The following is a 24,006-nucleotide window of genomic DNA, read 5'->3' on the forward strand; positions in this document are numbered from 1 at the left end:
GCGCTATTACCTCGAATCGCGAGGGATTTCGTCGCTGGGCACGGTGTCCTTGAGGAATCCGCGCACGGACAGGAAGTCGCCGAGGGTCTCGCGGTGGGTGTCGCAGGCGAGCCACACCTTGCGGCGGTCGGGCGTGTGCAGCTCCGGGTTGTTCCACAGCAGCGCCCACGTCGCTGCCTGCCGACAGCCCTTGGCGCTGCAGACGAGGTCAGCGCTCACGACGGTCGTCGTCCGCGGCGTCCGGGTGGTCCCGCTCGATCTGGCGGGGGACGTCCGTGCTGGGCATCACCGGCATCGAGCTGCCCGGCGCGCGTGGACGGACCGCGTTGGCCAGCACCACCGCGACGTAGGGGAGCAGGACGGCCGCAACCGCCAGGCTGCCCCACACCCACCACGGTGCCCCGTTGGTGCCGGTGAACACGGCCCCGAGGAAGCAGGCGGTGCGGATAGCCATCGTGACGAGGTAGCGCTTGATGCGGTGCGCCTGCTCCTGCTCGAGCGACTCGGGGGCGGACGTCACCGACTGGACGGGCGTCTGCTCGTCCTTGTGGTGGCGGTGAACCCTGAGCACACCTCAACCATAGGCCGGTCGCCGATGCGGCGTACCGACAGGTAGTCGGTAGGGTCCCACTGACCGAACGGGAGCACCGAAAGGCACGGTGGGACATCGATGGCTGGCCGCAAGATCCTCGTCACCGGGGGCAACCGCGGGATCGGGCTGAGCATCGCCCGCGCCCTCGTCGAGGCGGGCCACGACGTGGTCGTGACCAACCGCTCAGGTGAGGCCCCGGAGGGGCTGCGCGCCGTGCAGTGCGAGGTCACCGACACCGCGAGCGTCGACCAGGCGTTCGCCGCCGCCGAGGAGATCCTCGGCGGCCCGGTCGAGGTGCTCGTGGCCAACGCCGGCATCACCAAGGACACCCTCCTGATGCGGATGAGCGACGAGGATTTCGACTCCGTCCTCGACACCAACCTCGCTGGCGCGTTCCGCTGCGCCCGGCGCGCCGTCAAGGGCATGATCCGCGCCCGCCACGGCCGGATCATCTTCATCTCCAGCGTGGTCGGCCTCTACGGCTCGCCCGGCCAGACCAACTACGCCTCCAGCAAGTCCGGCCTCGTCGGGCTGGCGCGCTCGATCAGCCGCGAGCTCGGTGGCCGCGGGATCACCGCCAACGTCGTCGCCCCGGGGTTCATCGAGACCGACATGACGGCGGCCCTGCCGGACGACCGCAAGCAGACCTACCTGGCCACCATCCCTGCGGGCCGCTTCGGGCAGGCCGACGAGGTCGCCGCGACGGTGCGCTTCCTCGCCGGCGACGACGCGGCATACATCACCGGCGCTGTCATCCCGGTCGACGGCGGCCTCGGCATGGGTCACTGACCGCACCACGACGACCTGCACCGACCACACGAAAGGCATCACATGCTGCTCGAGGGCAAGAAGCTCCTGGTGACCGGCGTCCTCATGGACTCCTCGATCGCCTTCCACGTCGCCAAGATCGCGCAGGAACAGGGCGCCGAGGTCGTGCTGACGTCGTTCGGCCGCACCTTCAAGATCACCCAGACCATCGCCAAGCGGCTGCCGACGACGCCGCCGGTGATCGAGCTGGACGTCACCGACCAAGGGCACCTCGACTCCCTCGCGGAGCGCCTCGGTGAGCACGTCGACCGGCTCGACGGCGTGCTGCACTCCATCGGGTTCGCGCCGCAGGGGGCCTTCAACTTCATGGAGGGCACCTTCGAGGACGTGTCGACCGCGATGCACGCGTCGGCCTACTCGCTGAAGTCGCTCGGCGCAGCGGCCCTGCCGCTCATGGGTGAGGGCGGCAGCATCGTGGGCCTGACCTTCGACGCGCAGTTCGCGTGGCCGGTCTACGACTGGATGGGTGTCGCCAAGGCGGCGTTCGAGGCGACCAACCGTTACCTCGCAAGGGACTTGGGCCCCAAGGGAATTCGTTGCAACCTCGTGTCTGCGGGGCCGATCCGCACGACCGCAGCGAAGTCGATCCCCGGCTTCGAGGCGTTCGAGAACTCGTGGGACACCCGGGCCCCGCTCGGCTGGGACGTCAACGACGCGGTGCCGGCGGCCAAGGCCTGCGCGGCGCTGCTGTCCGACTGGTTCCCGGCGACGACGGGCGAGATCGTCCACGTCGACGGCGGCTTCCACGCGATGGGGCAGTAGCCAGTAGCGTTTCGGTCCATGACGTCCGACTCCGCCGTGTCCGTGACGGAGGTACGGGTCCTCGAGGGACCCAACCTGTACTTCACCAAGCCAGCCATCAAGGTCACCCTCGACCTGCCCGGTTACCTGGGCGCCGACGAGGCCGACCTGCTGTCGTTGACGCGACGGCTCGGTATGCCGGGTGCTCGCCCGGGTGCCCCCGGCACCCAGGCGCGCCAACGGTTCACCATGCGGCTGGTCGAGCGGGCAGTGCGCCTGACCGCGGCCGCGAGCGGCACGACCCGGCTGGGGGTGCGCGTGCGGCCCGGCTCCAGTCCCGAGCAGGTGGTTGCCGCGTTCGTCTGGCGCCGCCGCACCCGTGGGCGCGCGCTCGGGCACGCTCTGGGACCGGTGCTGCAGGCGTGGCTCGAGGGCGGTGACGTCGTCGACGAGCAGGGGCGTGAGGTCAGCCGCACCGAGCCGGGCGACCGGCCGAGCGTGCTCAAGCCGCAGGTGCCCGTCGCCTCGGTGACCGGCACCAACGGCAAGACCACCACGACCCGCCTGCTGGGCCACATCGGCATCACCGCCGGGCTGCGCACCGGCTGGTCGTCGACCGACGGCATCGTGGTGCAGGGCGAGCTCGTCGAGGGCGGCGACTACTCGGGCCCCGCCGGCGCGCGGGGCGTGCTGTCGGCGCCGGGCATCGAGCTGGGCATCCTCGAGACCGCGCGCGGCGGGATGTTGTTGCGCGGCATGGGGGTCAGCCGCAACGACGTCAGCGTCGTCACCAACGTGTCAGCCGACCACCTCGGCATGCAGGGCATCGACACCGTCGACCAGCTCGCCGAGGTCAAGGCGATCATCACCAAGGTCACCAAGGCCACCGGCTGGGTCGTCCTCAACGGCGAGGATCCGCGCGTCTGGGCGATGCGCACGACCATCAAGGCCAGGCCGTGGGTGTTCGCCCTCGACCCCGATGCCCCCGCGATCCGGCAGTCGCTCGATGTCGGCGGCCGTGCCATCACCGTCCTCGACGGCGACGTGACGGTGCTGCGCCCCGGCGCCGACCCGGACCGGCTCGTGAGCATCCTCGACGTCCCGGCCACACTGTCCGGCCTGTCGGTGCACAACATCGCCAACGTGCTCGCCGGAGCGGCTGCCGCGCTCGGGCTCGGGCTGCCGCGCGAGGCCGTCGTCGAGGGACTGCGCACGTTCGTGCCCGACGACCGCCTCAACCCGGGCCGCATGAACACGTACACGTTGCGCCGCGAGGACGGCTCGGCCATCACCGTGATCGTCGACCTGGCCCACAACGAGGCCGGGCTCGAGGCGCTGATGGACGTGGCGCACGGGCTCAAGCAGCCGGGCGCGCAAGTGCACCTCGGTCTGGGCCTCGCCGGCGACCGCACCGACGACCTGCTCGAGTCCATGGGTGAGATCGCCGGCCTGCGCGCGGACCGGGTCGTGGCCGCCCACAAGGAGCACTACCTGCGCGGCCGGACGATGGAGGAGCTCGAGAGCCACCTGCGGGCTGGTCTGGCGCGCGCCGGCGTCGCCGAGATCGAGTCCTACGAGACCGAGCTCGACGGGCTCAAGGCGCTGGTGCCGGGCGCGACCGACGGTGACGTCGTTGCCCTCATGTGCCACTCGGAGCGCGCCCAGGTGGCCGCTTGGCTGGCCGAGCAGGGTGCCACGGCGGACGGACCGGACGGCATCCGCCGCAAGGTGGTCGCCGCCCGCGGTGAACACGAGCTCGAGCAGCAGATCGCCGAGGTGTGGGCCCTCGACGACGACGCTGAACGCATCGCCGTCACGCAGCGCTGGCTCGCCGAGCGGCCCCGTGACCCCCGCCTGGCGTTCGAGCACGCCTCGGCCCTCGACGCGGCCGGGCAGGAGAGCGAAGCGATCGAGGCATACCGGGCTGCCCTGGCGGCGGGCCTGCGCGAACCGCACCGGCACCGCGCACGCATCCAGCTCGCCTCGAGCCTGCGTGTCACCGGCCAGGCCGACACGGCATACGACCTCCTGGGTGAGCTCGCCGACGAACGACCGGGAAACGTTGCGGTGCAAGCCTTTCGGGCCCTCGCCGCCGCCGACACGGGCCGTGCCGACGGCGCCATCGCGGACCTCGTCGACCTGCTGCTGCAGCACGCAGGCGACGAGGACACGCAGGCCTACAGCGGGGCCCTCAGCCGGTATGCCGCGCAGCTGCGGGAGCGCTGACCCCCCACCTCACGTCGTGGCCGGCACCGCGTCTGCGGCCTCCTGGCTCTCGGCGGCAGCCTCGTCGCCGGAGCTCTGAGCCTCGGTCTGCAGCTCTACCGGGTCGAGGTCCGGGTCGCTGACCCCGTCGGCGTTGCTGCGGGCACCGGCCTGCGCCGACTTCGTCATGGTCTCGAGCTCGTGCAGCACCTCGGCGTGCTGGTCGACGCAGAGCACGACGACGTCACCGGGGTTGGCGCGGGCGATGCAGTGCCGCACCGCGTCGACCTCCTGGAGGACGACCTCGACCTGACGGCAGCGGACGTCACCCTTGGCCATCTCCTCGCGCGCGCCCTCGGCAATGAGCTCGGCGGTGACGCCTGCCTTGCGTCCACGAAGCCGTGCGTCCTCGCGGATGACCATGACGTCGAAGTGGTGTGCCGCAACGGCTCCCAGCTCGCGCATGTCGTCGTCGCGCCGGTCGCCGGCCGTCGACACCATGCCGATGCGCGAGACCCTGGCGAGGTCGGTCTGCGCGGCCTTCTGGTCGGCATACCCGTCGACGAACTCGCCCAGCACACGCATGGCCGGCGCGTTGTGGCAGTAGTCGACGAACACGTCGATGCCGCGCACGTTGACGAGGTTCATGCGGCCGGGGGAGAGGTAGTAGTTCGTCGTGAAGGTGCGCAGGCCCTGCCGGATCTCGTGGAGGCCGGCGTCGGCGGCGAACGCCGCTCCCGCGGCCGCCATCGCGTTGGCGACGTTGAACTTGGCCGTGCCACCGAAGGTCGACGGCAGCAGGTGGGTCCACGCCAGCTGCATCGAGCGGCGGCCGTGCTTGATGACGATCATGTCGCCACGGTCGGTCGGCTCGAGGACGACGGCGCGACCGCCACGACGGCAGTGGTCGTCGATGAACTCCCGCACCCTGCTGCCCGGAGGCTGGAGCGAGAACCACACGATGCTGCCCGAACAGCGCCGGCGCATCTTGCGCACCAGGTCGTCGTCGGCGTTGAGGACGGCAAAACCGTTGCGGGGCACGGCTTCCACGACGACGGCCTTGACGTCGGCGAGCTGCTCGAGGGTGTCGATCCCCTTCATGCCGAGGTGGTCGGGGGCGACGTTGGTGACCACGGCGACGTCGTTGCGGTCGTAGCCCAGCCCTTCGCGCAGGATGCCGCCGCGGGCGACCTCCATGACGGCGAAGTCGACGCGCGGGTTCTGCAGCACCATCCGCGCCGACCGTGGCCCGGAGGCGTCCGCCTTGTAGACGAGGCGCTCGTCGATGACGATGCCGTCGGTGGAGGTCATGCCGACCTTGCGCCCGATTCCCTTGAAGATGTGGGCGATCATGCGCGAGGTCGTCGTCTTGCCGTTGGTGCCGGTGACCGCGACGATCGGCACCCGCGAGGGGGAGCCGGGCGGGAAGAGCAGGTCGACGACCGGCTTGGCGATGTACTGCGGCTCACCGATGGTCGGGTGGGTGTGCATCCGGAAGCCGGGCGCCGCGTTGACCTCGCAGATGGCCCCGCCGGTCTCGCGGACGGGTGAGGCGATGTCGGGACAGATGAAGTCGATGCCCGCCACGTCGAGCCCGATCATGCGGGCCGCCTCCTCGGCGATCTCGACGTTGTCGGGGTGCGCCTCGAACGTGCGGTCCACCGAGATGCCGCCCGTGGACATGTTGCCGGTGAGGGCGAGCTTGACCATCTGCCCCTCCGGCGGGACGTCGTCCATGCCGTAGCCCTGCTCGCGGACCAGCTCGACGGCGGCGTCGTCGACCTTGATCCGGGTCAGCACCTTCTCGTGGCCGACACCACGGCGCGGGTCGGCGTTGGTGATCTCGACCAGCTCGGCGACGGTGTGCTTCCCGTCCCCGGTGACGTGGGCCGGGACGCGCTCGGCGATGGCCTGCATGCGACCGCCGACGATGAGGCAGCGGTAGTCGCGACCGGTGATGAACGACTCGACGATGACGTAGCCGCGTCGCGACTCGGCCTCGGCCACGTCGAACGCCGCCCGCACCTCGTCCTCGTCCTGCAGGTCCAGGCACACACCCCGGCCGTGGTTGCCGTCGAGCGGTTTCACGACGACGGGGTAGCCGATCTGGCGGGCCGCCGTGACCGCCGCGTCGGCGCTGCGCACGGTCTCCTGCTTGGGCACGGGCAGGCCTGCCGACCCGAGGAGCCGGGTCGTCATGTCCTTGTCGGAGGCGATGTCCACGGCCAGCGCACCGGTCTTGGATGTCATGGTGGCCCGGATGCGCTGCGCGTGGACGCCCTGCCCGAGCTGCACCAGCGAGGCGCTGTTGAGTCGGATGTAGGGGATGTCGCGCGAGATCGCCTCTTCGAGGATGGCGCCGGTGGAGGGCCCGAACGCAGTCCGCTGGGCCCTGCGCAGGAAGCCGTCGAGCTCCTCGGCGAAGTCGAAGCCGTCCTCGGGCTGGACCAGGTGGTTGACGAGGCGCACCGCGAGCCGCCCGGCCGCGAGCCCGACGGTCTCGTCGTTGTAGTCGTAGATGACGTTGTAGCGCCCCGGCTGCCCCTTGACGGCCCGGGTCTTGCCGCGGCGCAGGTCGTGTCCCGCCTCCTGCTGCAGCTGGAGCGCAACGTGCTCGGCGACGTGGCCGAGCCAGGTCCCCTCGCGCATCCGCTCGATGAAGCCGCCCTTCACCCCGCGCGAGCAGGTGTGGTTCTCCAGGCCCGGCAGCAGCTCGACCAACCGGTCGGTGAAGCCCGGCAGCGTGTCCGTGGGGTAGCCCTCCAGCACGCCGAGGTCGACGACGAGGTGGATCGCAGGGTTGTAGGACCACACGTTGCCGCCGCGGTAGACGCGTGCCTCGGCGATGGTGAGCTCCGGCGCTGCGGGACCGGTCGGGGTGGGGCGCTCTGCCACGGTGTCTCCTGGAGGGGGCTGCGGGGACAGGGATGCGGGGACGTCAGGCCTTGGCCGTGGCCAGGGCCACCGCGGTGTCCGGGTGCTTCTCGACGAAGTCGACGAGCTTCACCTCGGCGAGGTCGAACGTACTGCCTGCGGGCAGGGAGTGCACCACTGCTCCGGACACCATGAGCGGGGCACCCCGGCGGGCGTCGGGGGCGTCGGAGCTGGCTGCCCGGCAGTCGAGGACGAACACCGCACCCGCCCCGTGGACGGTGAAGAAGCGTGAGTCGCGGACCTCGATCGCGGTGTCCTCGTCGATGCCGATGCCGATCAGGCTGGGGGACGCCGCAACCATCGACATGAGTCGCCCGTAGCGCGACCGCTGCGCGAAGTGCTGGTCGATGATCACACCCTCGAGCAGCCCCAGCCCGGCGCTGAGCTGGCTGTGCCGCTGCCGCGGCGTGATGCCCTCGTCGCCCATCGAGATCATGAACTGGCTCATGATCGACGCGCCCGCCGAGGTGCCGCCGACGACGGCACCTCGGGCGTGGGCGCGGTGCAGGGCGTCACCGAGCGGCGTGCCGGGGAAGCGCTGGCTGAGCTTGAGCTGGCTGCCGCCGCTCATGAAGATGCCGGTGGCGTCGTCGAGCTGCGCGACGAGCGCCGGGTCCTCCGCCGCCTGCCGGTCGCGTGGGTTGACGATGGTGGGCTCGGGCGCGCCGAGCCTGGTGAAGACGTCGGTGTATGCCGCGGCGACCTCGTCCGGGAACGAGGACGCCGTGGGGATCACGACGATGCGTGCCTTGCGGCCACCGGCGAGGCGCACGAAGCGGCGCAGGACGGTCGCCTTGCCGACGCGGTCCTCGGCGCCGCCGATGATGAGGAGGGTCGGTCGGCCCTTCGCGCGTGCACCAGCCATTGGTTCAGCCTAGGAGTCAGGGGGTCGGCAGCGGCGGAGCGGGGGTCGGCGTGCCGTCGGCGGCGTCGGCCTCCTCGATCTCCTCGCGCGTGATCCCCAGGAGGTAGAGGACCGCGTCCAGGTAGGGGACGGTCACCGCCGTGTCGGCCTGTTCGCGCACGACGGGCTTGGCGTTGAAGGCGATTCCGAGCCCGGCGGTCTGGAGCATGTCGAGGTCGTTGGCCCCGTCCCCGATCGCGACGGTGCGCGTCAACGGCAGGCCCGCCTCGTCGGCGAAGCGCCGCAGCGCCCTGGCCTTGCCGGCGCGGTCGACGATCTCGCCGACGACCTTGCCGGTGAGCTTGCCGTCCCTGACCTCGAGCCGGTTCGCGTGGGCGTGGTCGATGCCGAGCTCGGCTGCCAGGTCCTCGACGATCTCGATGAAGCCACCCGAGACGACGGCCACGGTGAACCCGAGGCGCTTCATGGTGCGCACCAGCGTGCGTGCGCCCGGCGTGAACCGCACGGCACCGCGCGCGTCGTCGAGCACGCTCACCGGCAGCCCCTCGAGCGCGGCCACCCGCTCCCGCAGGCTCTCGGCGAAGTCGAGCTCACCGCGCATGGCCGCCTCGGTGACGGCCGCCACCTCGGCCTCCCGACCGGCATACCTGGCGAGGAGCTCGATGACCTCGTCCTGGATGAGGGTTGAGTCGACGTCCATGACGACGAGGCGGCGCCCGCGGCGAGCGAGTCCACCGGCAGCCACAGCGATGTCGATGCCGTGCACACTCGACTCGAGCGCGAGCTCGGCCCGCAATCGCTCCACGTCGGCGCCGGAGACGTCGAACTCGACCGTGGTGATGGGGTAGCGCGCGAGCCGCCGGATGCGGTCGATGTTGGCTCCATGACTGGCGATTCGCGCCGTGACGGCCGCGACGCCGCTGGCCCGCAACGGCGTACCGAGGACGACCACGGCGGCGCGGCCACGCCTGTCACGGCGGCTGTCGCCGGTGCCGGAACGCAGCTTCACCTTGAGCTCGAGGTCACGTCCGACGGCGCTGAGCACGTCCTTGAGCCGGTCGTGGGCGTCGCCCGGGTCGAGGAGCATCGCGAGCGTCAGCTGCCCACGGACGACGACCTGCTCGAGGTCGAGCACCTCGGCGCCCACGTCGGCGATGGCGTCGAAGAAGGTGCTCGTGACGCCCGGCCGGTCCTCGCCGCTGATGGTGACGAGGAGGGTATGCCGTTCGGCAGCCGGTTGGTCGGTGGTGCCGGGCTCGCTCACGCCGTCACGATATCCGCGCGGGTCAGGACCCCTGCCGCGAGTCTCGCCATGCGACCAGGTCGCGCAGCGGGCCGAGGTCGTAGTCGGGTCCGCTGATGCCCACGGTGAACAGCCTGGTGCCGACCTCGTAGAGGGTCTCGGCCCCGGCCGCGTAGTCGGACACGTCCTCGGGGAACCGGCCGGGCCGCGGCGAGACACCGGCCGACCGTTCGATCTCCTGCGGGTCGCGGCCGATCCGCGCGCACCACTGGTCGAGCACCTCGTGCTTGTGGGCGATCGTCTCCGCATCACCGAAGCCGTGCCAGATGTCGGCCTGCTCGGCCACGATGCGCAGCGTCTTGCGTTCGCCGCCACCACCGATGAGGACCGGGATGTCGCGCGTGGGCGGCGGGTTCAGCTCGGCCCAGCGGTCGCGGATGAGCGGGAGGTCACGCGCGAGGGCGTCGAGGCGACCACCGGCGGTGCCGAACTCGTAGCCGTACGCGTCGTAGTCACGCTCGAACCATCCCGAGCCGATGCCGAGGACGATCCGGCCGGGTTTGCCGTCCCGGGCGCTGATGTGGTCGACGGTACGGGCCATGTCGGCCAGCAGGTTGGGGTTGCGGTAGCTGTTGCAGGTCACCAGCGCGCCGATCTCGACGCGCTCGGTCGCCTCGGCCCACGCCGCGAGCATGGTCCAGCACTCGAAGTGCTTGCCGTCGGGGTCGCCGTTGAGTGGGAAGAAGTGGTCCCAGTTGAAGATGATGTCCGCGCCGATCTCCTCCGCCTGCGCCGCCGCCCGGCGGATCGCGGCATACTCCGCGTGCTGGGGCTGGAGCTGGACGCCGATCCTGATCACGCGGGCACCTCCTGGCCCTTGGCGACCACGGTCAGACCGGTCTCGGTGACGGTGAAGCCGCGTGCCATGTCGCGCTCCGGGTCGCCACCGATGACGGTGTTGTCCGGCACCTTGACGCCCTTGTCGATGATGGCTCGACTGATCGTGCAGCCACGGCCGACCTCGACGCCGTCGAGCAGCACGCTGTCGTCGATGGTCGTGCCCGAGTGGATGTGGCACCGCGGCGACAGCACCGAGTTGGTGACGGTGGCGCCGGAGATGACGACGCCGGGGGAGACGGCCGAGTTGTGGGCCTCACCGAACTTGCCGGCGGCGCCGTGGACCAGCTTGGCCGGCGGCTCGGGGCCGTAGTCGGTGTAGATCGGCCAGTCGTAGTTGTAGAGGTTGAAGATGGGGTGGACCGACACGAGGTCCATGTGCGCCTCCCAGTAGGAGTCGAGCGTCCCCACGTCGCGCCAGTAGGCCCGGTCACGGTCGGTCGACCCGGGGATGTCGTTGTCCTTGAAGTCGTAGACGTAGGCGCTGCCCTCGTCGACGAAGGCCGGCACGATGTCGCCGCCCATGTCGTGCTTGCTGCCCTCACGTTCGTTGTCGCGCGTGACGGCGTCGACGAGGACGTCGGCGTTGAACACGTAGTTGCCCATGGAAGCGAGGACCTCCTCGGGGTTGTCGGGCAGACCCTTGGCGTCCTTGGGCTTCTCCCGGAAGGCGCCGATGCGGCGCGGGTCGGCGTCGTCGACCTCGATGACTCCGAACTGGTCGGCGAGGGCGATGGGCTGGCGGATCGCGGCGACGGTGACACCGGCCCCGGTCTCGATGTGCTGGGCGACCATCTGCGAGAAGTCCATCCGGTAGACGTGGTCGGCGCCGACGACCACGACGATGTCGGGCTTCTCGTCCTGGATCAGGTTGAGGGACTGGAAGATCGCGTTGGCCGAGCCGAGGTACCAGTTCTTGTCGACCCTCTGCTGTGCCGGCACGGGGGCAACGTAGTTGCCGAGCATCGTGGACATGCGCCAGGTCGTCGTGACGTGCCGGTCGAGGCTGTGCGACTTGTACTGCGTCAGCACGACGACCTTGAGGTAACCGGAGTTGACGACGTTCGACAGGGCGAAGTCGATGAGCCGGTAGATGCCGCCGAACGGCACGGCCGGTTTCGCGCGGTCCGCCGTCAGGGGCATGAGGCGCTTGCCCTCACCACCCGCCAGGACGATCGCCAGCACCTTCGGTCCACCGGATCGGTACGCCATGGCTCGACCCTAGGGACTCCACGCCCTCGCGGCGACCCATGTCCGGCACTAATCTCACCAGCGTGAGAGTGGACATCCTGACCAAGGAGTACCCGCCCAACATCTACGGGGGCGCGGGCGTCCACGTGAGCGAGCTGGTGCGAGCCCTGCGCAGCCGGGGCGACCTCGACGTGCGGGTGCATGCGTTCGGCGAGCCCGTGGCCGAGGAGGGCACGACCGGGTATGCCGACCTGCCGGACCTCGCGGACGCCAACGCCGCCATCAAGACCCTCGGCGTGGACCTGGCGATGGCCGGCGACTGCGTCGGTGCGGACATCGTCCACTCCCACACGTGGTACGCGAACTTCGCGGGGCACCTGGCCTCACTGCTCGGCGGTATGCCGCACGTCGTCACCGCGCACTCGCTCGAGCCGATGCGCCCGTGGAAGGCCGAGCAGCTGGGTGGTGGCTATCGCGTCTCGTCCTTCGCCGAGCGGACGGCATACGAGGCCGCGGACGCCGTCGTCGCGGTGAGCGAGGGCATGCGCCAGGACGTCCTGCGCGCCTACCCCACGGTCGACCCGGACAAGGTGAAGGTGGTCCACAACGGCATCGACTCCCAGCTGTGGCAACGGCATCGGGACCCTGACACGGTGCGTCGACTCGGCGTCGACCCCGACGGGAAGTCGGTCATCTTCGTCGGCCGCATCACCCGGCAGAAGGGCCTGCCCTACCTACTGCGGGCTGCCGCGTCGCTGCCGCCGGACGTGCAGCTGGTGCTGTGTGCCGGTTCGCCCGACACCCCGGAGATCATGGCCGAGGTGGAGGGCCTGATGCAGGAGCTGAAGGCCACGCGCGAGGGCGTCGTGTGGATCCCCGAGATGCTGCCGCGGGCCGACGTGGTTGCGCTGCTGTCGGCGGCGACCGTGTTCGCCTGCCCCTCGATCTACGAGCCGCTCGGCATCGTCAACCTCGAGGCGATGGCCTGCGAGCTGCCCGTGGTGGCCACGGCGACCGGGGGCATCCCCGAGGTCGTGGTCGACGGCGAGACCGGCTGGCTGGTGCCGATCGAGCAGAAGCAGGACGGCAGCGGCATCCCCCTCGACCCCGACCGGTTCGTGGCCGATCTCGCCGCGGCCCTCAACGACGCCGTGAGCGATGTGCCGCGCGCCGACCGGATGGGCCTGGCCGGGCGCAAGCGTGCCGTGGAGTCGTTCTCCTGGAACGCGATCGGGGAGCAGACCAACCAGGTCTACCTGGACGTCCTGCGCCGCCGGCAGCTCGCGTCGATGGAGCCGGGCACGCAGTGATCGAGGAGGAGCTCGCCGGCGGGAACATGGGTCCGGTCCACCGGCGAGGGGACACGGTGCTGCGTTCGGCGGGGGAGTGGACACCCGCAGTGCACCGGCCCGTGGCGTTCACCGGTGCGCGAACCGCTGGAAGTGTTGTGCCACAACGACTTTGCGCCCTACAACCTGGTCTACCGAGATGGTCTGGCCCTCGGGGTGATCGACTTCGACTTCGCCTCGCCGGGGTCGCGGCTGTGGGACCTCGCCTACCTCGTCTACCGGCTCGCACCCCTCACGACCGACCGCGCGGACGGGTTCCGCGACGACGAACGCCTGGCACGGCTCGACCGGGTCGTCGCAGCGTATGGCGGTAGCTACGCACGCGAGGACGTGCTCGCGATGGTGGTCGCGCGACTCGAGCACCTCGCCGAGTTCTCCGACGAGAAGGCCGTCGAGCTCGCCAACCCGGATTTGCACGGCCACGCCGAGCTCTACCGCGCCGACATCGGGCTCGTCGAGGCCCTGCGGGATGCGGCTACGCCGGGCGCCAGCCCGCGATGACGGCACAGGCGGCGTTGGTGGCGTCGGCCAGTGCGTGGTCAGCGTTGCGCTGGAGGCCGCGCAGCAGGGCGGTCCGGCGGCCGGACTCGCTCGCGGTCAGCGCCCCGTCGGGGGCGGTGAGGGCCACGTCGGCGATGCGCCCGACCGTCCCGGCGAGCGCGATCACCCGCGCGGCGCGCCCGGGCAGGCCCGACGGCAGGCCCCACTGACCGCCGAGCGCGGCGTCCGCCAGCTCGCGGGCAGCCGTGCCACCGAAGGGTTGCCCACCGGCAGAGTCGATCGCCTCGGTCGCCACCATGAGCTGCTCGCGCAGGTGACGTTCGAGCTGGGACGCCTCGAGCGCCTCGACACGGTGCCGGGGCACTGGGTCGGCGTCGTATGCCGTCCAGTCCACCCGGGTGCCCACGAGCGTCCCCGAACCGTACGTCGAGATGGTCGGCACCAGCATGCCCCCGATGCCCGGCACGTACACACACTCGCCGGCCGCGGCAGCCGCGCCGCGCGCCTCTCCGGAAGCACCCGGCATACCCAGGAGGTCGCCTGGGGCGGGCAGCGCGACGAGCAACGCCCGCTCACCGAACCCGTGCCATGTCGCCAGCCGGGCCAGGTCGCCGTCGACGTGGTCGACGTCGGGCATGGCTCGGACGAGGGCGTCCTCGAGCGGTGACCCCGACGCCCACGCGTGGGTCACCCACAGCGAAACACGCACGGAGGCAGGTAGTTCAGGCACGCGGCAATGCTAGGCGTGCCCGCTCTGCCCGACGCGGGCCCGGCCGATAGGGTCGGGTGCCATGAGCGATGTCCTCGAGTTCGCCGGCGTCAGCGTCGTGCGGGGCAAGACGACCTTGCTCGACGACATCACCTGGGAGGTCGAGGAGGGCCAGCGCTGGGTGGTCCTCGGCCCCAACGGCGCAGGGAAGACGACCCTCTTGCAGCTCGCGGCCGGGCGCATGCACCCGAGCACCGGCGTGGCCGGGGTCCTCGGTGAGGTGCTGGGCGCCGTCGACGTCTTCGAGCTCCGGCCCCGCATCGGACTCGCGTCGGCCTCGCTCGCCGAGCGCATCCCGCGCGACGAGGCCGTGCACAACGTCGTCGTGACCGCGTCCTACGGGGTCGTCGGCCGGTGGCGTGAGGACTACGACACCCTCGACCACGTGCGCGCAGCCGAGCTGCTGCAGGCCCTGGGAGCCGACCACCTCGCCGACCGCACCTTCGGCACGCTCTCGGAGGGGGAGCGCAAGCGGGTGCAGATCGCCCGCGCGCTCATGACCGACCCCGAGCTCATGCTGCTCGACGAGCCCGCAGCCGGGCTCGACCTCGGCGGCCGGGAGGACCTCGTGCGCCGTCTGGGCGAGCTGGCCGGCGACGTCGAGGCACCGGCCCTCATCCTCGTGACCCACCATGTCGAGGAGATCCCACCGAACTTCACCGACGTCCTGCTGCTGCGCGATGGCCGGATCGTCGCGCAGGGCCCGGTCGAGATCACCCTCACCGAGCAGAACCTCTCCGAGACGTTCGGTATGCCGCTCGAGCTCGAGCAGCGCGGCGACCGGTGGACCGCGCGCCTGCGCCACGACACGACATCACCAACCCCTTCCCACGACCCGTCGCCGACGTCCTAGAGTTACCGCTACGACCGGGTGTGCCCGGGAGAAGGAGGGGCTATGGACTGGTTGGCAGACAACCCGTGGCTGGCCTGGCTGGGCCTCGCGCTGATCCTCGCCGCCATCGAGGCGGCGACGGTCGACTTCGTGTTCATCATGATCGCCGGTGGCGCTGCCGCCGCGTCGGTCGCGGCCGGTGCGGGGGCGTCGTTCCCCGTGCAGGTCGTGGTGGCCGTCGTCGTGTCGGTGCTGCTCCTGCTGGTGGTCCGGCCGATCGTCAAGCGGCGCTTCATGGACACCGGGTCCAGCCACGGCATCGGTGCCCGAAGCCTGGTGGGCCGCAACGCCAAGGTGATCCAGACCGTGACCAGCAACGACGGGCGGGTCAAGCTCGCCGGTGAGACCTGGTCGGCGCGCACGTCTGAGGACGGCGCAGTGTGCCAACCCGGCCAGGAGGTCCGGGTTGTATCCATCGAGGGGGCCACCGTGATCGTCTCTGGCGTCACGGCGGGTCAGAAAGCTGAGTAGACCGTGGACTTCGGTGCAGGTTTCATCGTCCTGATCCTGCTGGTCGCGTTTGCGCTGGTCGTGCTGTTCCGCACGGTCCGCATCGTGCCGCAGCAGACCGCGCTGATCATCGAACGGCTGGGGCGCTACTCGCGCACCCTCGAGGGTGGCATCCACTTCCTCGTGCCGTTCGTCGACAAGGTGCGCGCGAACATCGACCTGCGCGAGCAGGTGGTGTCGTTCCCGCCGCAGCCGGTGATCACCTCCGACAACCTCGTCGTCAACATCGACACCGTCATCTACTACTCCGTGATCGACGCCAAGTCGGCCGTCTACGAGATCGCCAACTTCATCCAGGGCATCGAGCAGCTCACCGTCACCACGCTGCGCAACGTCATCGGCTCGCTCGACCTCGAGCAGACGCTGACCAGCCGCGACCAGATCAACGCCCAGCTGCGTGGGGTCCTCGACGAGGCCACCGGCAAGTGGGGCATCCGCGTCAACCGCGTCGAGCTCAAGGCCATCGACCCGCCGATCTCGGTGCAGGAGTCGATGGAGAAGCAGATGAAGGCTGAGCGTGACCGCCGCGCCGCCATCCTCAACGCCGAGGGTGTCAAGCAGTCCAACATCCTGACGGCCGAGGGTGAGAAGCAGAGCCAGATCCTGCGCGCCGAGGGTTCCGCGCAGGCCCGCATCCTCGAGGCTCAGGGCCAGGCCCGTGCGATCCAGCAGGTGTTCGACGCGATCCACCGCGGCAAGCCGACCCAGAAGTTGCTGGCCTACCAGTACCTCCAGGTGCTGCCGCAGATCGCGCGTGGTGACTCCAACAAGATGTGGATCATTCCGAGTGAGCTGACCGACGCCCTGCGCGGGATCGGTGGTGCGCTGGGCAAGACCGAGCCGGGCGGTCCGGACGGCTCCGACGACGAGCAGTGGGTCGACCCGGGCGACCCGGCCGACGTCTTCCAGGAGACCGCGCTGGAGGACCCGGCCCAGGCCCTGGCCGAGGCGCGCGGCCAGGCCGGTCGCGCCAGCCAGGAGGCGACCGAGCACGCCCAGCCGGTGCAGCGGGTCCAGCCGCCCGTGCAGCCGCCGGCCGACGCGGTTCCGGAGTACCAGCCGGAGACGCCGATCGTCCCGCCCGCGCCCCCGGTCGAGGGCCCCGAGGGCACCGAGCCGCCGCGCCCCTGACCCCAGCAGACGCACGAGGTATGCAGCCCGCTCGCCGTGAGCGGGCGGCATACCGCTGTCTGGACTGGTCCCTGGGCGAAACGAGACGGTCGCTAGGGTGACCGGGTGTCCGTCACCGAAGCCCTCGGGATCTTCCTCGCGGGCACGGCGGCCGGCACCATCAACACGGTCGTGGGCTCGGGCACGCTGATCACCTTCCCGACCCTGCTGTTCTTCGGCTTCCCGCCGCTGACCGCGAACATGTCGAACAACATCGGCCTGGTCGGTGGCGGCGTCACCGGGTCGTGGGGCTACCGCAAGGAGCTCGTCGGCGCCGGTCCCGCGATCCGCAAGCTGGTACCCATGTCGCTCCTGGGCGGCATCAGCGGGGCGCTGCTGCTGCGGATCCTGCCCGAGGGCGCCTTCACCGCCATCGTCCCGGTCCTCATCGCCATCGGCGTGCTGCTCGTCGTCTTCGGGCCGGCGCTGCAGCGCCGCGCGGCCGCCAAGCACGGCGAGGACGACGTGCACCCGGCCCACCGCGGCGGCCCGACGACGTTCCTGCTCATGGCTGCCGTCTACCTAGCCGGTGTCTACGGCGGCTACTTCGGCGCCGCCCAGGGCGTGATCCTCATGGGGGTCCTCAGCGTCCTGAGCAGCGAGCCACTGCAACGGCTCAACGGCTACAAGAACGTCCTCGCGCTCGTGGTCAACGCGGTGGCCGCGATCGTGTTCGTCATCATCGGGCACGACCTCATCGACTGGTGGGTCGTCGCACTCATCGCGGTCGGGTCGCTGCTGGGCGGTGTGATCGGGTCGACCGTCGGGCGCAGGCTGCCACCCCTGGCGCTGCGGGGGCTCATCGTCGTCATCGGCGTGATCGGCATCGTCAAGATCGTCTGGTTCAGCTGACGTGCCCGTCACCATCACCACCGCCGACGACGACCGGCTCGCCGACTACGTGCGGCTCACTGATGTCGCGCTGCGCCGGCGCACCGAGCCCGAGCGCGGTCTCTACATCGCCGAGTCCGAGAAGGTGATCCGGCGCGCGCTGGCCGCCGGGCACCGGCCGCGCAGCTACCTCATGGCCAGGCGCTGGCTCGACGACCTGGCCGACCTCGTCGCGAATGCCGAGGCGGACGGCGTTCCCGTGTTCGTCGGTGAGCACGACGTGATCGAGCAGCTGACCGGCTTCCACCTGCACCGGGGCGCCCTGGCGTCGATGCAGCGGCCCGAGCTGCCGGACGTCACCGACCTGGTCGCGGACGCTCAACGGGTGCTCGTGCTCGAGGACATCGTCGACCACACCAACGTGGGGGCGGTGTTCCGGTCGGCGGCGGCCCTTGGTGTCGATGCCGTGCTCGTGACGCCCAGATGTGCGGATCCGTTGTACCGCAGATCGATCCGCGTCTCCATGGGCACCGTCTTCCAGGTGCCGTGGACGCGCATCGACCCATGGCCGGGTGGCATCGCGGACCTCCAGCAGGCCGGGTTCACCGTCGCCACGCTGGCACTGGCCGACGACGCCGTGTCGCTCGACGACCTGGCCGCCGACCCGCCGGACCGGCTCGTGCTGGTGCTCGGCACCGAGGGTGACGGGCTGTCCCGCCACACCGTCGCCGCCGCCGACCTCACGGTCACGATCCCGATGGCCGGGGGAGTGGACTCCCTGAACGTGGCTGCGGCGGGCGCCGTGGCCGCGTGGGCCCTGCGCCCGCCGCAGCGGGATCGTTCCTGACCTACTTGACCGAGTCGTTGTAGGTCTTGGCCTGGCTGGCGACCGAGGTCGCCGCGTCGGTCATGGCCTGCTTCGGGTCGGCCCCGTTGAGTGCCTTCTCCAGCGCGTCCTCGGAGGCCTTGCGCGACTGCGGCATGACGCCGAGGAGGCAGCCCTGGGTGGCCGTGTTGAGCTGGGTGCCCTCGAGCTGCTTCACGGCGACGTCGAACAGCGGGTTGTTCTTGCGGTACTCGACGTCCACCGGCTGGTTGAGCGCGCCCTTGGAGTTGGGGAAGTAGCCGGTCCCGGTGTGCCAGGTGGCCTGGCTCTTGGGGTCGACCATGAACTTCACGAACTGCCAGGCGGCTTCCTTGTTGGCGTCCTTGTGGTTGGCGCCGTTGATCCACAGCGACGCACCACCGATGATCGGGCCACCGGTCTCACCCGCCTTGACGTGCGGGTAGTTGACCGCGCCGAGCTCCCAGCCGCCCTGCTTGGCCGCCTCGCTGTAGCCACCGAGCTGACCGGTGGACTCGAGGTTCATGGCGAGCTGACCGGACTTGAATGCCGCCTGCGCGGCCTTGGTGTCGCGTCCGGTGTTGGCTGCGAGGCCGTCCTTGACCATCTTCTGCCACCACGTCGTGACGGCGACGTTGGTGTCCTGGGCGAAGTTGACCTCGGTCGCGCGACCGGTGCGGCCGTTGCCCTGGTTGCAGTACTCCTGCCCGGACGTGGCCATGAACTGCTCGAGGAGCCAGCCGTAGATCGCGGCGCCGAAGCCGTAGTCCGCCGGGCCGCCGTTCTTCTTGGACAGCTTCTCGGCCGCGGTGCGAATCTCGTCCAGGTTGGTCGGGGGCTTCTCGGGGTCGAGTCCGGCCTTCTTGAAGAGGGTCTTGTTGATGTACAGCAACGGCATCGAGGTGTTGAACGGCATCGAGTACAGCTTCTTGTCGACGCTGTAGTAGCCGGTGATGTTCGGCTGGAGGTCCGAGACGTCCATCTTGTCGCGGTCGATGAACTCCTGCATCGGCACCGCCTGCTTGGCGTCGATCATGAACTGGGTGCCGATGTCGTAGATCTGGATGACGTCGGGCGTCGACTTGCTCTGGATCGCGGCCTTGTACTTGGTGATGGCGTCGTCATACTTGCCGGCGTAGGTGGGCTTGACCTCGATCTTGCCCTTGTTCGCGGCGTTGAACTCGTTCACGAGCTGGGTCAACACCTGGGCGTTCTTGCCGTCCATGGCGTGCCAGAACGACACGGTGGTGACGCCCTTGGCGTCCTTGAGCGCATCGGCCTTGGGGGCGCCGGAGCCGTCGGACGAACCGTCCCCGCCCCCGCAGGCGGCGAGGACGAGTGACGTGGCCGCGACGGCTGCGGGCACGGCATACCGGAACCGGGATCGGCCGGTCCTGCTGGTGCGGGTCAACACGGTGGGTCTCCTTCGATCACTTGACGGCACCCGCGGTGAGCCCGCGGACGATGAAGCGCTGCCCGAAGATGACGAGCAACAGCGTGGGGAAGAGCGCGAGCATCACGCCGGCGAGGACCATGCCGGGGCTGTCGCCGTCGGAGGTCTTCAGCTGGCTGATGCCGATCTGGATGGTCTGGTGCCTCGGGTCCTCGGTCGCGAGCAGCGGCCAGAAATACATGTTCCATGCGGACAGCGCCGACCAGATGCCCAGTGCCGCAAGGGACGGGCGGCTCAACGGGACGAGGATCGAGACGAGGAACCGCAGGTGTCCGGCACCGTCGACGCGGGCCGCGTCGCGCAGCTCCGTCGGGAACGACAGGAACGACTGCCGCATGAGGAAGGTGCCGAATCCCGTTGCCAGGAAGGGCAGGGTGAGTCCGGCGATCGTGTCCTTGAGGCCCAGCTCGGAGATGAGCAGGTAGTTCGGGATGATGATCGACTCGTAGGGAATCATCATCGTCGACAGGAACACCGCGAACCAGAACCCACGCCAGCGAAGCGGCAGGAACACGAACGCGTAGGCCGCGAGCACGCTGGTGACGAGCTGGCCGATCGTGATCACCAGGGTCTGCAGCACGCTCGTGAGGTACTGGTTCCCGAGCGGGATGATGCCCAGGGCGTTGGAGTAGTTCTCGGGGAACACGCCGTGCACCGGCCACAGGGCGGGCGGGAAGCTGTTGGTGTCGCGCTCACCCATGAACGAGCCGACGAGGCCGTAGTAGACGGGGAACAGCACGATGACGAACATCACCGCGAGGGCGACGTACGTCAGCGCGGTGCCGACGCGGGATGAGGACCTCACCGGTAGAACACCCTCCGCTCGAGGACGCCGAACTGCAGCGCCGTGATGACCAGGACGATGAGCAGCAGCACCATCGCCTGCGCCGACGCGTAGCCGTAGTTGGAGTTGTTGTTGGCGAACGCCTGCTCGTAGATCGAGTAGACGAGGGTCGTGGTGCGGCCCTCGGGGCCGCCGACGGTGAGGATCTTGATCTGGCCGAAGCTCTGCAGCGAGTGGATGGTGCCGACCACCACGAGGAAGAACAGCTGCGGCGTGATGAGCGGCATGACGATCGAGCGCTGGAGCCGGAACCCGGACGCGCCGTCCAACCGGGCGGCCTCGAGCACGTCGTCCGGAAGGGCCCCGAGCCCGGCGGAGATGACCAGCAGGTTGTAGCCGATCTGCATCCACACCGTCGCCCCGGACACCGACCACAGCGCGAGGTCAGGGTTCGTGAGCCAGTTGACCTTGCCGACACCGATGTAGGACAGCAGGCCGTTGAGGACACCGCTGGCGGGGTTGAAGAGCACCCCGAAGATGACCGACGCCGTCGCCACCGAGAACGCGAACGGCAGCGCGAACGCCGTGCGGAAGAACTTGACCCCGCGGATGCGGCTCTGCAGCAGCAGCGCGAGGAAGAGCGCGATCGCGATGCTGGGCAGCACCGTCAGCACCGTGAAGGCGAAGGTCACCCAGAGCACCTGGAGGAACCCGTCATCGGTGAACAGCTTGCTGTAGTTGACGAAACCGACGAAGCCGCTGGGGTTGCCCAGGATGTCGGTGCCCTGCACCGACAGCATCACCGACTTGACCAGCGGCCAGAAGATGAAGATCCCGAAGACGACCAGCGCCGGGAGCAGGTAGGCGAACGCGAGCAGCGAGCCGGTGCGGCGGCTCCTCCCCGCGTCCGCCGTGGGGGCGACGGACATGGTGTGGACGATAACCCCACTTTCGCCCTCGTGTGCGACGAAAAGTTCCGTGTCGCGGCAGGTCAGGCGGTTTGTGACCCTCCGGTGACCAACCGGTCGAGCAGGGCGCCGAGCTCAGTGGCAGGGTCGGCCGTGAGGCCGCCGTGCACGGGGCCGGGCTGCACCACGGTGCTCCGGGGCGCGCTCAGCCAGCCGAACCGGCGCCCCATGCTCCCCAGGGTGGGCAGGCCCCCGCCGGTCTCCCCGCGGCATACCCGGCAGACCGTGTCGAGCGCGGCGCCCACGGCGTCAAGGTCGAGGCCGGGGGCGAATGCGCGCAGGCGCGGCTCGTCGATCCGCCAGTCGGCGTCGAGGAAGTCGGCCGAATGGCTGTAGAGCACGACGCCGACGTTGACGAACTCCTCGCGCTCGACGCGGGGGACGCAGCGCAGGACGACGTACTGGTAGGGGACGGTGCTCACCGCGCACCTCCCGGCAGCCAGATCTGTGGCGTCTCGAGACGGGCGAGGAAGTGCTCACGGTATGCCGCGCGGCTGGCTTCCGGGCCATCGAGCCCGGGTGCCGGCTCGAGCCACTCGTCGGGGACCGCATCGGTGACGGTGGTGAGCAGCTCGCGGGTGATCTTCGGGGCGAGGCGCTCGTGGGCGGCCGCAGGGTCGGAGGCGACGTCGCGCAGCACGTGGGTGGACGCGTCGAACGGCTGGGCCGCGAACCGCTGGGGGTTGGGGCCCTTGCCCGGCCACGAGTGGTGGAAGTAGAGCGCGGCACCGTGGTCGATCAGCCACGGCTTCCCGTGCCACACAAGGAGATTGGGGTTGCTCCACGTGCGATCGACGTTGGCGGTGAAGGCGTCGAGCCAGAGGATGTCGGCGGCGGTGTCCGGGTCCGGCGGACGGCTGCCGTCGTAGCCGAACGAGCCCGGCAGGAAGTCGATGCCGAGGTTGCTCCCGAGGCTGGCCGTGAGCAGGTCCTGGACCTCCTCGTCGGCCTCGTACTTGGCGATGGGTGCCTGGAGGTCGACCACCGCCATGCGGGGGACGTCGAGCCTGAGGCCGCGCGCGAGCTCGCCGACCAGGACCTCGGCCACGAGGACCTTGAGACCCTGGCCGGCGCCGCGGAACTTCAGCACGTAGGTGCCGAGGTCGTCCGCCTCGACGATGCCCGGCAGCGAGCCGCCCTCCTTGAGGGGAGTGACGTAGCGGGTCGCCGTGATGGACTCGAGCACGGCGCCAGCCTATTGGCCGGGCGGCCGGCCAGCCGTCAGGCGTCGCCGACCGTCATGGCCTCGGCCTCGAGCTCCTCCTCCTCGACGGAGGAGTGCGCCTCGGCGAGGGTCTCGTCGGTGGCGTCGATGAGGCTGCGGGCCGTCAGCAGGACGGCGACCGACAGGACGACGGCACCGGCGCCGACCCAGAACGGGAGGTGCACGGAGCGCTCACCGAGCTTTCCGGCGAGCCACGGTGCGATGGCACCGCCGCCGAACCGGACGAAGCTGTAGGCCGCGGAGGCCACGCCCCGTTCGACCGGGGCCACCTTCATGACCGTCTCGGTGATGAGCGTGTTGTTCACGCCGAGGAACCCACCGGCGAGGATGACGCAGGTCGCGAGGACGGCCTTGCTGTCGGTGCCGACCGCCATGACGGCCAGGATGACCGCGAAGCCGAGCAGGGCGCCGACCATGCCCGGCAGCGTGCCGAACCGGCGCTGCAGCCGCGGGGCGACGACGACCGAGGTGAAGGCGAGCAACAGGCCCCAGCCGAAGAAGATCAGGCCCACCTCGTGGGCGCCGAGCGCCAGCGGGAAGGGCGTGAACGCGAGCAACGTGAAGAAGCCGAAGTTGTAGAGCAGTGCGGTGATCCCAACCGTGAGCAGGCCACGGTGGGACAGCGCCTTGAACGGTGCTGTGATGCTGGTGTGCTGGCCGGTCGGGGGAGTGGCAGGGAGGGTGGCGATGACCGCGACGAAGGCGATGACCATGAGGGCGGAGACACCGAAGAACGGGTAGCGCCATGAGTGGGCGCCCAGCCAGCCGCCGAGCAGCGGACCGGTGGCGATGCCGACTCCCAGTGCGGCCTCGTAGAGGATGATCGCCTGTCCCACCGAGCCACGCGCCGCGTTGACGATGGTGGCCAGGGCGGTGGCGATGAACAGGGCGTTGCCCAGACCCCACAGGGCGCGGAAGGCGACGATGCCGGTGACGCCGTCCTGGGTCCCGGCGAGCCCGGCGCCGAGGATGATGATGAACAGGCCCAGCAGGAGGGTGCGCTTGGCGCCGGCGCGGCTGGAGACCCATCCGGTGCCCAGCATGGCGACGCCCATCACGGCCATGTAGCTGGTGAACAGCAGGGACACCTGCGAGGCACTGGCGCCGAGGTCATCGGCGATGGGCTTGAGGATGGGGTCGACGAGACCGATGCCCATGAACGCGATGACGCAGGCAAAGGCGACGGACCAGACGGTCTTGGGTTGGCGCCACAT

At 70.1% G+C, this 24,006-nt stretch carries 24 protein-coding genes; 10 read left to right on the forward strand and 14 right to left on the reverse strand.

The genetic code is table 11. The features are described from left to right. Positions 1 to 6 precede the first annotated feature (6 nt). Positions 7 to 219, reverse strand: a complete 213-nt coding sequence (locus HJG52_RS02535; RefSeq protein ID WP_171241982.1) for a hypothetical protein — start codon at positions 217 to 219, stop codon at positions 7 to 9. Continuing rightward, complete coding sequence (locus tag HJG52_RS02540) at positions 209 to 571, reverse strand: DUF3099 domain-containing protein (RefSeq protein WP_171241983.1); 363 nt, start codon at positions 569 to 571, stop codon at positions 209 to 211. Before HJG52_RS02540 ends, HJG52_RS02535 begins: the two co-directional genes overlap by 11 nt. A 99-nt stretch (positions 572 to 670) precedes the next feature. Between HJG52_RS02540 and HJG52_RS02545 the strand changes: the two genes are divergently transcribed. Genes HJG52_RS02545 through HJG52_RS02555 form a run of 3 tightly spaced genes read left to right on the forward strand, consistent with a single transcriptional unit; the run spans position 671 to position 4,387 of the window. Then, positions 671 to 1,381 (forward strand): beta-ketoacyl-ACP reductase, encoded by a 711-nt coding sequence (locus tag HJG52_RS02545; RefSeq protein ID WP_171241984.1) that lies wholly within the window; start codon positions 671 to 673, stop codon positions 1,379 to 1,381. Between the two features lie 42 nt (positions 1,382 to 1,423). After that, the gene (gene fabI / locus HJG52_RS02550; RefSeq protein WP_171241985.1) at positions 1,424 to 2,182 is read left to right on the forward strand and encodes an enoyl-ACP reductase FabI; all 759 of its coding nucleotides are present in this window, start codon (positions 1,424 to 1,426) and stop codon (positions 2,180 to 2,182) included. An 18-nt stretch (positions 2,183 to 2,200) separates the two neighbouring features. Further along, positions 2,201 to 4,387: a tetratricopeptide repeat protein gene (locus HJG52_RS02555; protein WP_171241986.1), complete on the forward strand. Its 2,187-nt coding sequence runs from the start codon at positions 2,201 to 2,203 to the stop codon at positions 4,385 to 4,387. A 9-nt stretch (positions 4,388 to 4,396) separates the two neighbouring features. Here HJG52_RS02555 and cphA read toward each other — a convergent pair whose 3' ends face one another. The 5 genes from cphA to glgC are packed head-to-tail and all read right to left on the reverse strand — an operon-like array spanning position 4,397 to position 11,517. After that, entirely contained in the window at positions 4,397 to 7,261 is a 2,865-nt protein-coding gene (gene cphA / locus HJG52_RS02560; protein ID WP_171241987.1) for a cyanophycin synthetase, read from the reverse strand. Between the two features lie 43 nt (positions 7,262 to 7,304). After that, complete coding sequence (locus HJG52_RS02565) at positions 7,305 to 8,165, reverse strand: cyanophycinase (RefSeq protein WP_171241988.1); 861 nt, start codon at positions 8,163 to 8,165, stop codon at positions 7,305 to 7,307. 16 nt (positions 8,166 to 8,181) lie between these two features. Beyond that, complete coding sequence (gene serB, locus HJG52_RS02570; RefSeq protein ID WP_171241989.1) at positions 8,182 to 9,429, reverse strand: phosphoserine phosphatase SerB; 1,248 nt, start codon at positions 9,427 to 9,429, stop codon at positions 8,182 to 8,184. A gap of 22 nt (positions 9,430 to 9,451) precedes the next feature. Beyond that, positions 9,452 to 10,267, reverse strand: a complete 816-nt coding sequence (locus HJG52_RS02575) for an LLM class F420-dependent oxidoreductase (protein ID WP_171241990.1) — start codon at positions 10,265 to 10,267, stop codon at positions 9,452 to 9,454. Then, positions 10,264 to 11,517, reverse strand: coding sequence for a glucose-1-phosphate adenylyltransferase (glgC, locus tag HJG52_RS02580; protein WP_171241991.1), 1,254 nt, complete (start codon positions 11,515 to 11,517; stop codon positions 10,264 to 10,266). Before glgC ends, HJG52_RS02575 begins: the two co-directional genes overlap by 4 nt. Before the next feature lie 62 nt (positions 11,518 to 11,579). On the opposite strand from glgC, the gene glgA reads away from it, so the two are divergent. Both glgA and HJG52_RS02590 read left to right on the forward strand, forming a co-directional pair. Beyond that, complete coding sequence (gene glgA / locus HJG52_RS02585; protein WP_171241992.1) at positions 11,580 to 12,806, forward strand: glycogen synthase; 1,227 nt, start codon at positions 11,580 to 11,582, stop codon at positions 12,804 to 12,806. Between the two features lie 114 nt (positions 12,807 to 12,920). Beyond that, positions 12,921 to 13,346, forward strand: a complete 426-nt coding sequence (locus HJG52_RS02590; RefSeq protein ID WP_171241993.1) for a phosphotransferase — start codon at positions 12,921 to 12,923, stop codon at positions 13,344 to 13,346. On the opposite strand, the gene HJG52_RS02595 is transcribed toward HJG52_RS02590, so the two are convergent. Continuing rightward, positions 13,321 to 14,076: a hypothetical protein gene (locus HJG52_RS02595; RefSeq protein ID WP_171241994.1), complete on the reverse strand. Its 756-nt coding sequence runs from the start codon at positions 14,074 to 14,076 to the stop codon at positions 13,321 to 13,323. The genes HJG52_RS02590 and HJG52_RS02595 overlap by 26 nt on opposite strands. A gap of 61 nt (positions 14,077 to 14,137) precedes the next feature. Between HJG52_RS02595 and HJG52_RS02600 the strand changes: the two genes are divergently transcribed. From HJG52_RS02600 to HJG52_RS02620, 5 genes are all read left to right on the forward strand, one after another. Continuing rightward, positions 14,138 to 14,968 carry an ABC transporter ATP-binding protein gene (locus HJG52_RS02600; RefSeq protein ID WP_171241995.1) on the forward strand — a complete coding sequence of 277 codons (831 nt, stop codon included), beginning with the start codon at positions 14,138 to 14,140 and terminating at the stop codon, positions 14,966 to 14,968. 42 nt (positions 14,969 to 15,010) lie between these two features. Further along, the gene (locus HJG52_RS02605) at positions 15,011 to 15,478 is read left to right on the forward strand and encodes an NfeD family protein (RefSeq protein WP_171241996.1); all 468 of its coding nucleotides are present in this window, start codon (positions 15,011 to 15,013) and stop codon (positions 15,476 to 15,478) included. A gap of 3 nt (positions 15,479 to 15,481) precedes the next feature. Beyond that, a complete protein-coding gene (locus tag HJG52_RS02610; protein WP_171241997.1) occupies positions 15,482 to 16,648 on the forward strand; it encodes an SPFH domain-containing protein in 1,167 nt (388 codons plus the stop codon). Positions 16,649 to 16,753: 105 nt separating this feature from the next. After that, positions 16,754 to 17,539, forward strand: a complete 786-nt coding sequence (locus HJG52_RS02615; RefSeq protein WP_171241998.1) for a TSUP family transporter — start codon at positions 16,754 to 16,756, stop codon at positions 17,537 to 17,539. Between the two features lies 1 nt (position 17,540). Next, on the forward strand, positions 17,541 to 18,365 hold the full coding sequence (locus tag HJG52_RS02620) for a TrmH family RNA methyltransferase (protein WP_171241999.1): 825 nt from the start codon (positions 17,541 to 17,543) through the stop codon (positions 18,363 to 18,365). Between the two features lies 1 nt (position 18,366). On the opposite strand, the gene HJG52_RS02625 is transcribed toward HJG52_RS02620, so the two are convergent. The 6 genes from HJG52_RS02625 to HJG52_RS02650 form a co-directional block, all read right to left on the reverse strand. Next, positions 18,367 to 19,776 carry an ABC transporter substrate-binding protein gene (locus HJG52_RS02625; protein WP_346767528.1) on the reverse strand — a complete coding sequence of 470 codons (1,410 nt, stop codon included), beginning with the start codon at positions 19,774 to 19,776 and terminating at the stop codon, positions 18,367 to 18,369. A 16-nt stretch (positions 19,777 to 19,792) separates the two neighbouring features. Further along, entirely contained in the window at positions 19,793 to 20,620 is an 828-nt protein-coding gene (locus tag HJG52_RS02630) for a carbohydrate ABC transporter permease (RefSeq protein WP_346767529.1), read from the reverse strand. Then, the gene (locus HJG52_RS02635; RefSeq protein WP_171242000.1) at positions 20,617 to 21,528 is read right to left on the reverse strand and encodes a carbohydrate ABC transporter permease; all 912 of its coding nucleotides are present in this window, start codon (positions 21,526 to 21,528) and stop codon (positions 20,617 to 20,619) included. The genes HJG52_RS02630 and HJG52_RS02635 overlap by 4 nt, the downstream gene beginning before the upstream one ends. A gap of 62 nt (positions 21,529 to 21,590) precedes the next feature. Continuing rightward, the gene (locus HJG52_RS02640) at positions 21,591 to 21,989 is read right to left on the reverse strand and encodes a DUF3037 domain-containing protein (RefSeq protein ID WP_171242001.1); all 399 of its coding nucleotides are present in this window, start codon (positions 21,987 to 21,989) and stop codon (positions 21,591 to 21,593) included. Further along, positions 21,986 to 22,753: a HipA family kinase gene (locus tag HJG52_RS02645; protein WP_171242002.1), complete on the reverse strand. Its 768-nt coding sequence runs from the start codon at positions 22,751 to 22,753 to the stop codon at positions 21,986 to 21,988. Before HJG52_RS02645 ends, HJG52_RS02640 begins: the two co-directional genes overlap by 4 nt. A 35-nt stretch (positions 22,754 to 22,788) precedes the next feature. Then, on the reverse strand, positions 22,789 to 24,006 hold the full coding sequence (locus tag HJG52_RS02650) for an MFS transporter (RefSeq protein WP_171242003.1): 1,218 nt from the start codon (positions 24,004 to 24,006) through the stop codon (positions 22,789 to 22,791).

This window comes from Knoellia koreensis (genome assembly GCF_013041615.1).
Lineage (GTDB): Bacteria > Actinomycetota > Actinomycetes > Actinomycetales > Dermatophilaceae > Pedococcus > Pedococcus koreensis.

Bases quoted from the DNA above. Each gene is read 5' to 3' on its own strand.
- HJG52_RS02545 (WP_171241984.1), top strand. From the start codon at position 671: ATGGCTGGCCGCAAGATCCTCGTCACCGGGGGCAACCGCGGGATCGGG.
- fabI (WP_171241985.1), top strand. From the start codon at position 1,424: ATGCTGCTCGAGGGCAAGAAGCTCCTGGTGACCGGCGTCCTCATGGAC.
- HJG52_RS02555 (WP_171241986.1), top strand. From the start codon at position 2,201: ATGACGTCCGACTCCGCCGTGTCCGTGACGGAGGTACGGGTCCTCGAG.
- HJG52_RS02565 (WP_171241988.1), bottom strand. From the start codon at position 8,165: ATGGCTGGTGCACGCGCGAAGGGCCGACCGACCCTCCTCATCATCGGC.
- glgC (WP_171241991.1), bottom strand. From the start codon at position 11,517: ATGGCGTACCGATCCGGTGGACCGAAGGTGCTGGCGATCGTCCTGGCG.
- HJG52_RS02600 (WP_171241995.1), top strand. From the start codon at position 14,138: ATGAGCGATGTCCTCGAGTTCGCCGGCGTCAGCGTCGTGCGGGGCAAG.
- HJG52_RS02605 (WP_171241996.1), top strand. From the start codon at position 15,011: ATGGACTGGTTGGCAGACAACCCGTGGCTGGCCTGGCTGGGCCTCGCG.
- HJG52_RS02635 (WP_171242000.1), bottom strand. From the start codon at position 21,528: ATGTCCGTCGCCCCCACGGCGGACGCGGGGAGGAGCCGCCGCACCGGC.
- HJG52_RS02650 (WP_171242003.1), bottom strand. From the start codon at position 24,006: ATGTGGCGCCAACCCAAGACCGTCTGGTCCGTCGCCTTTGCCTGCGTC.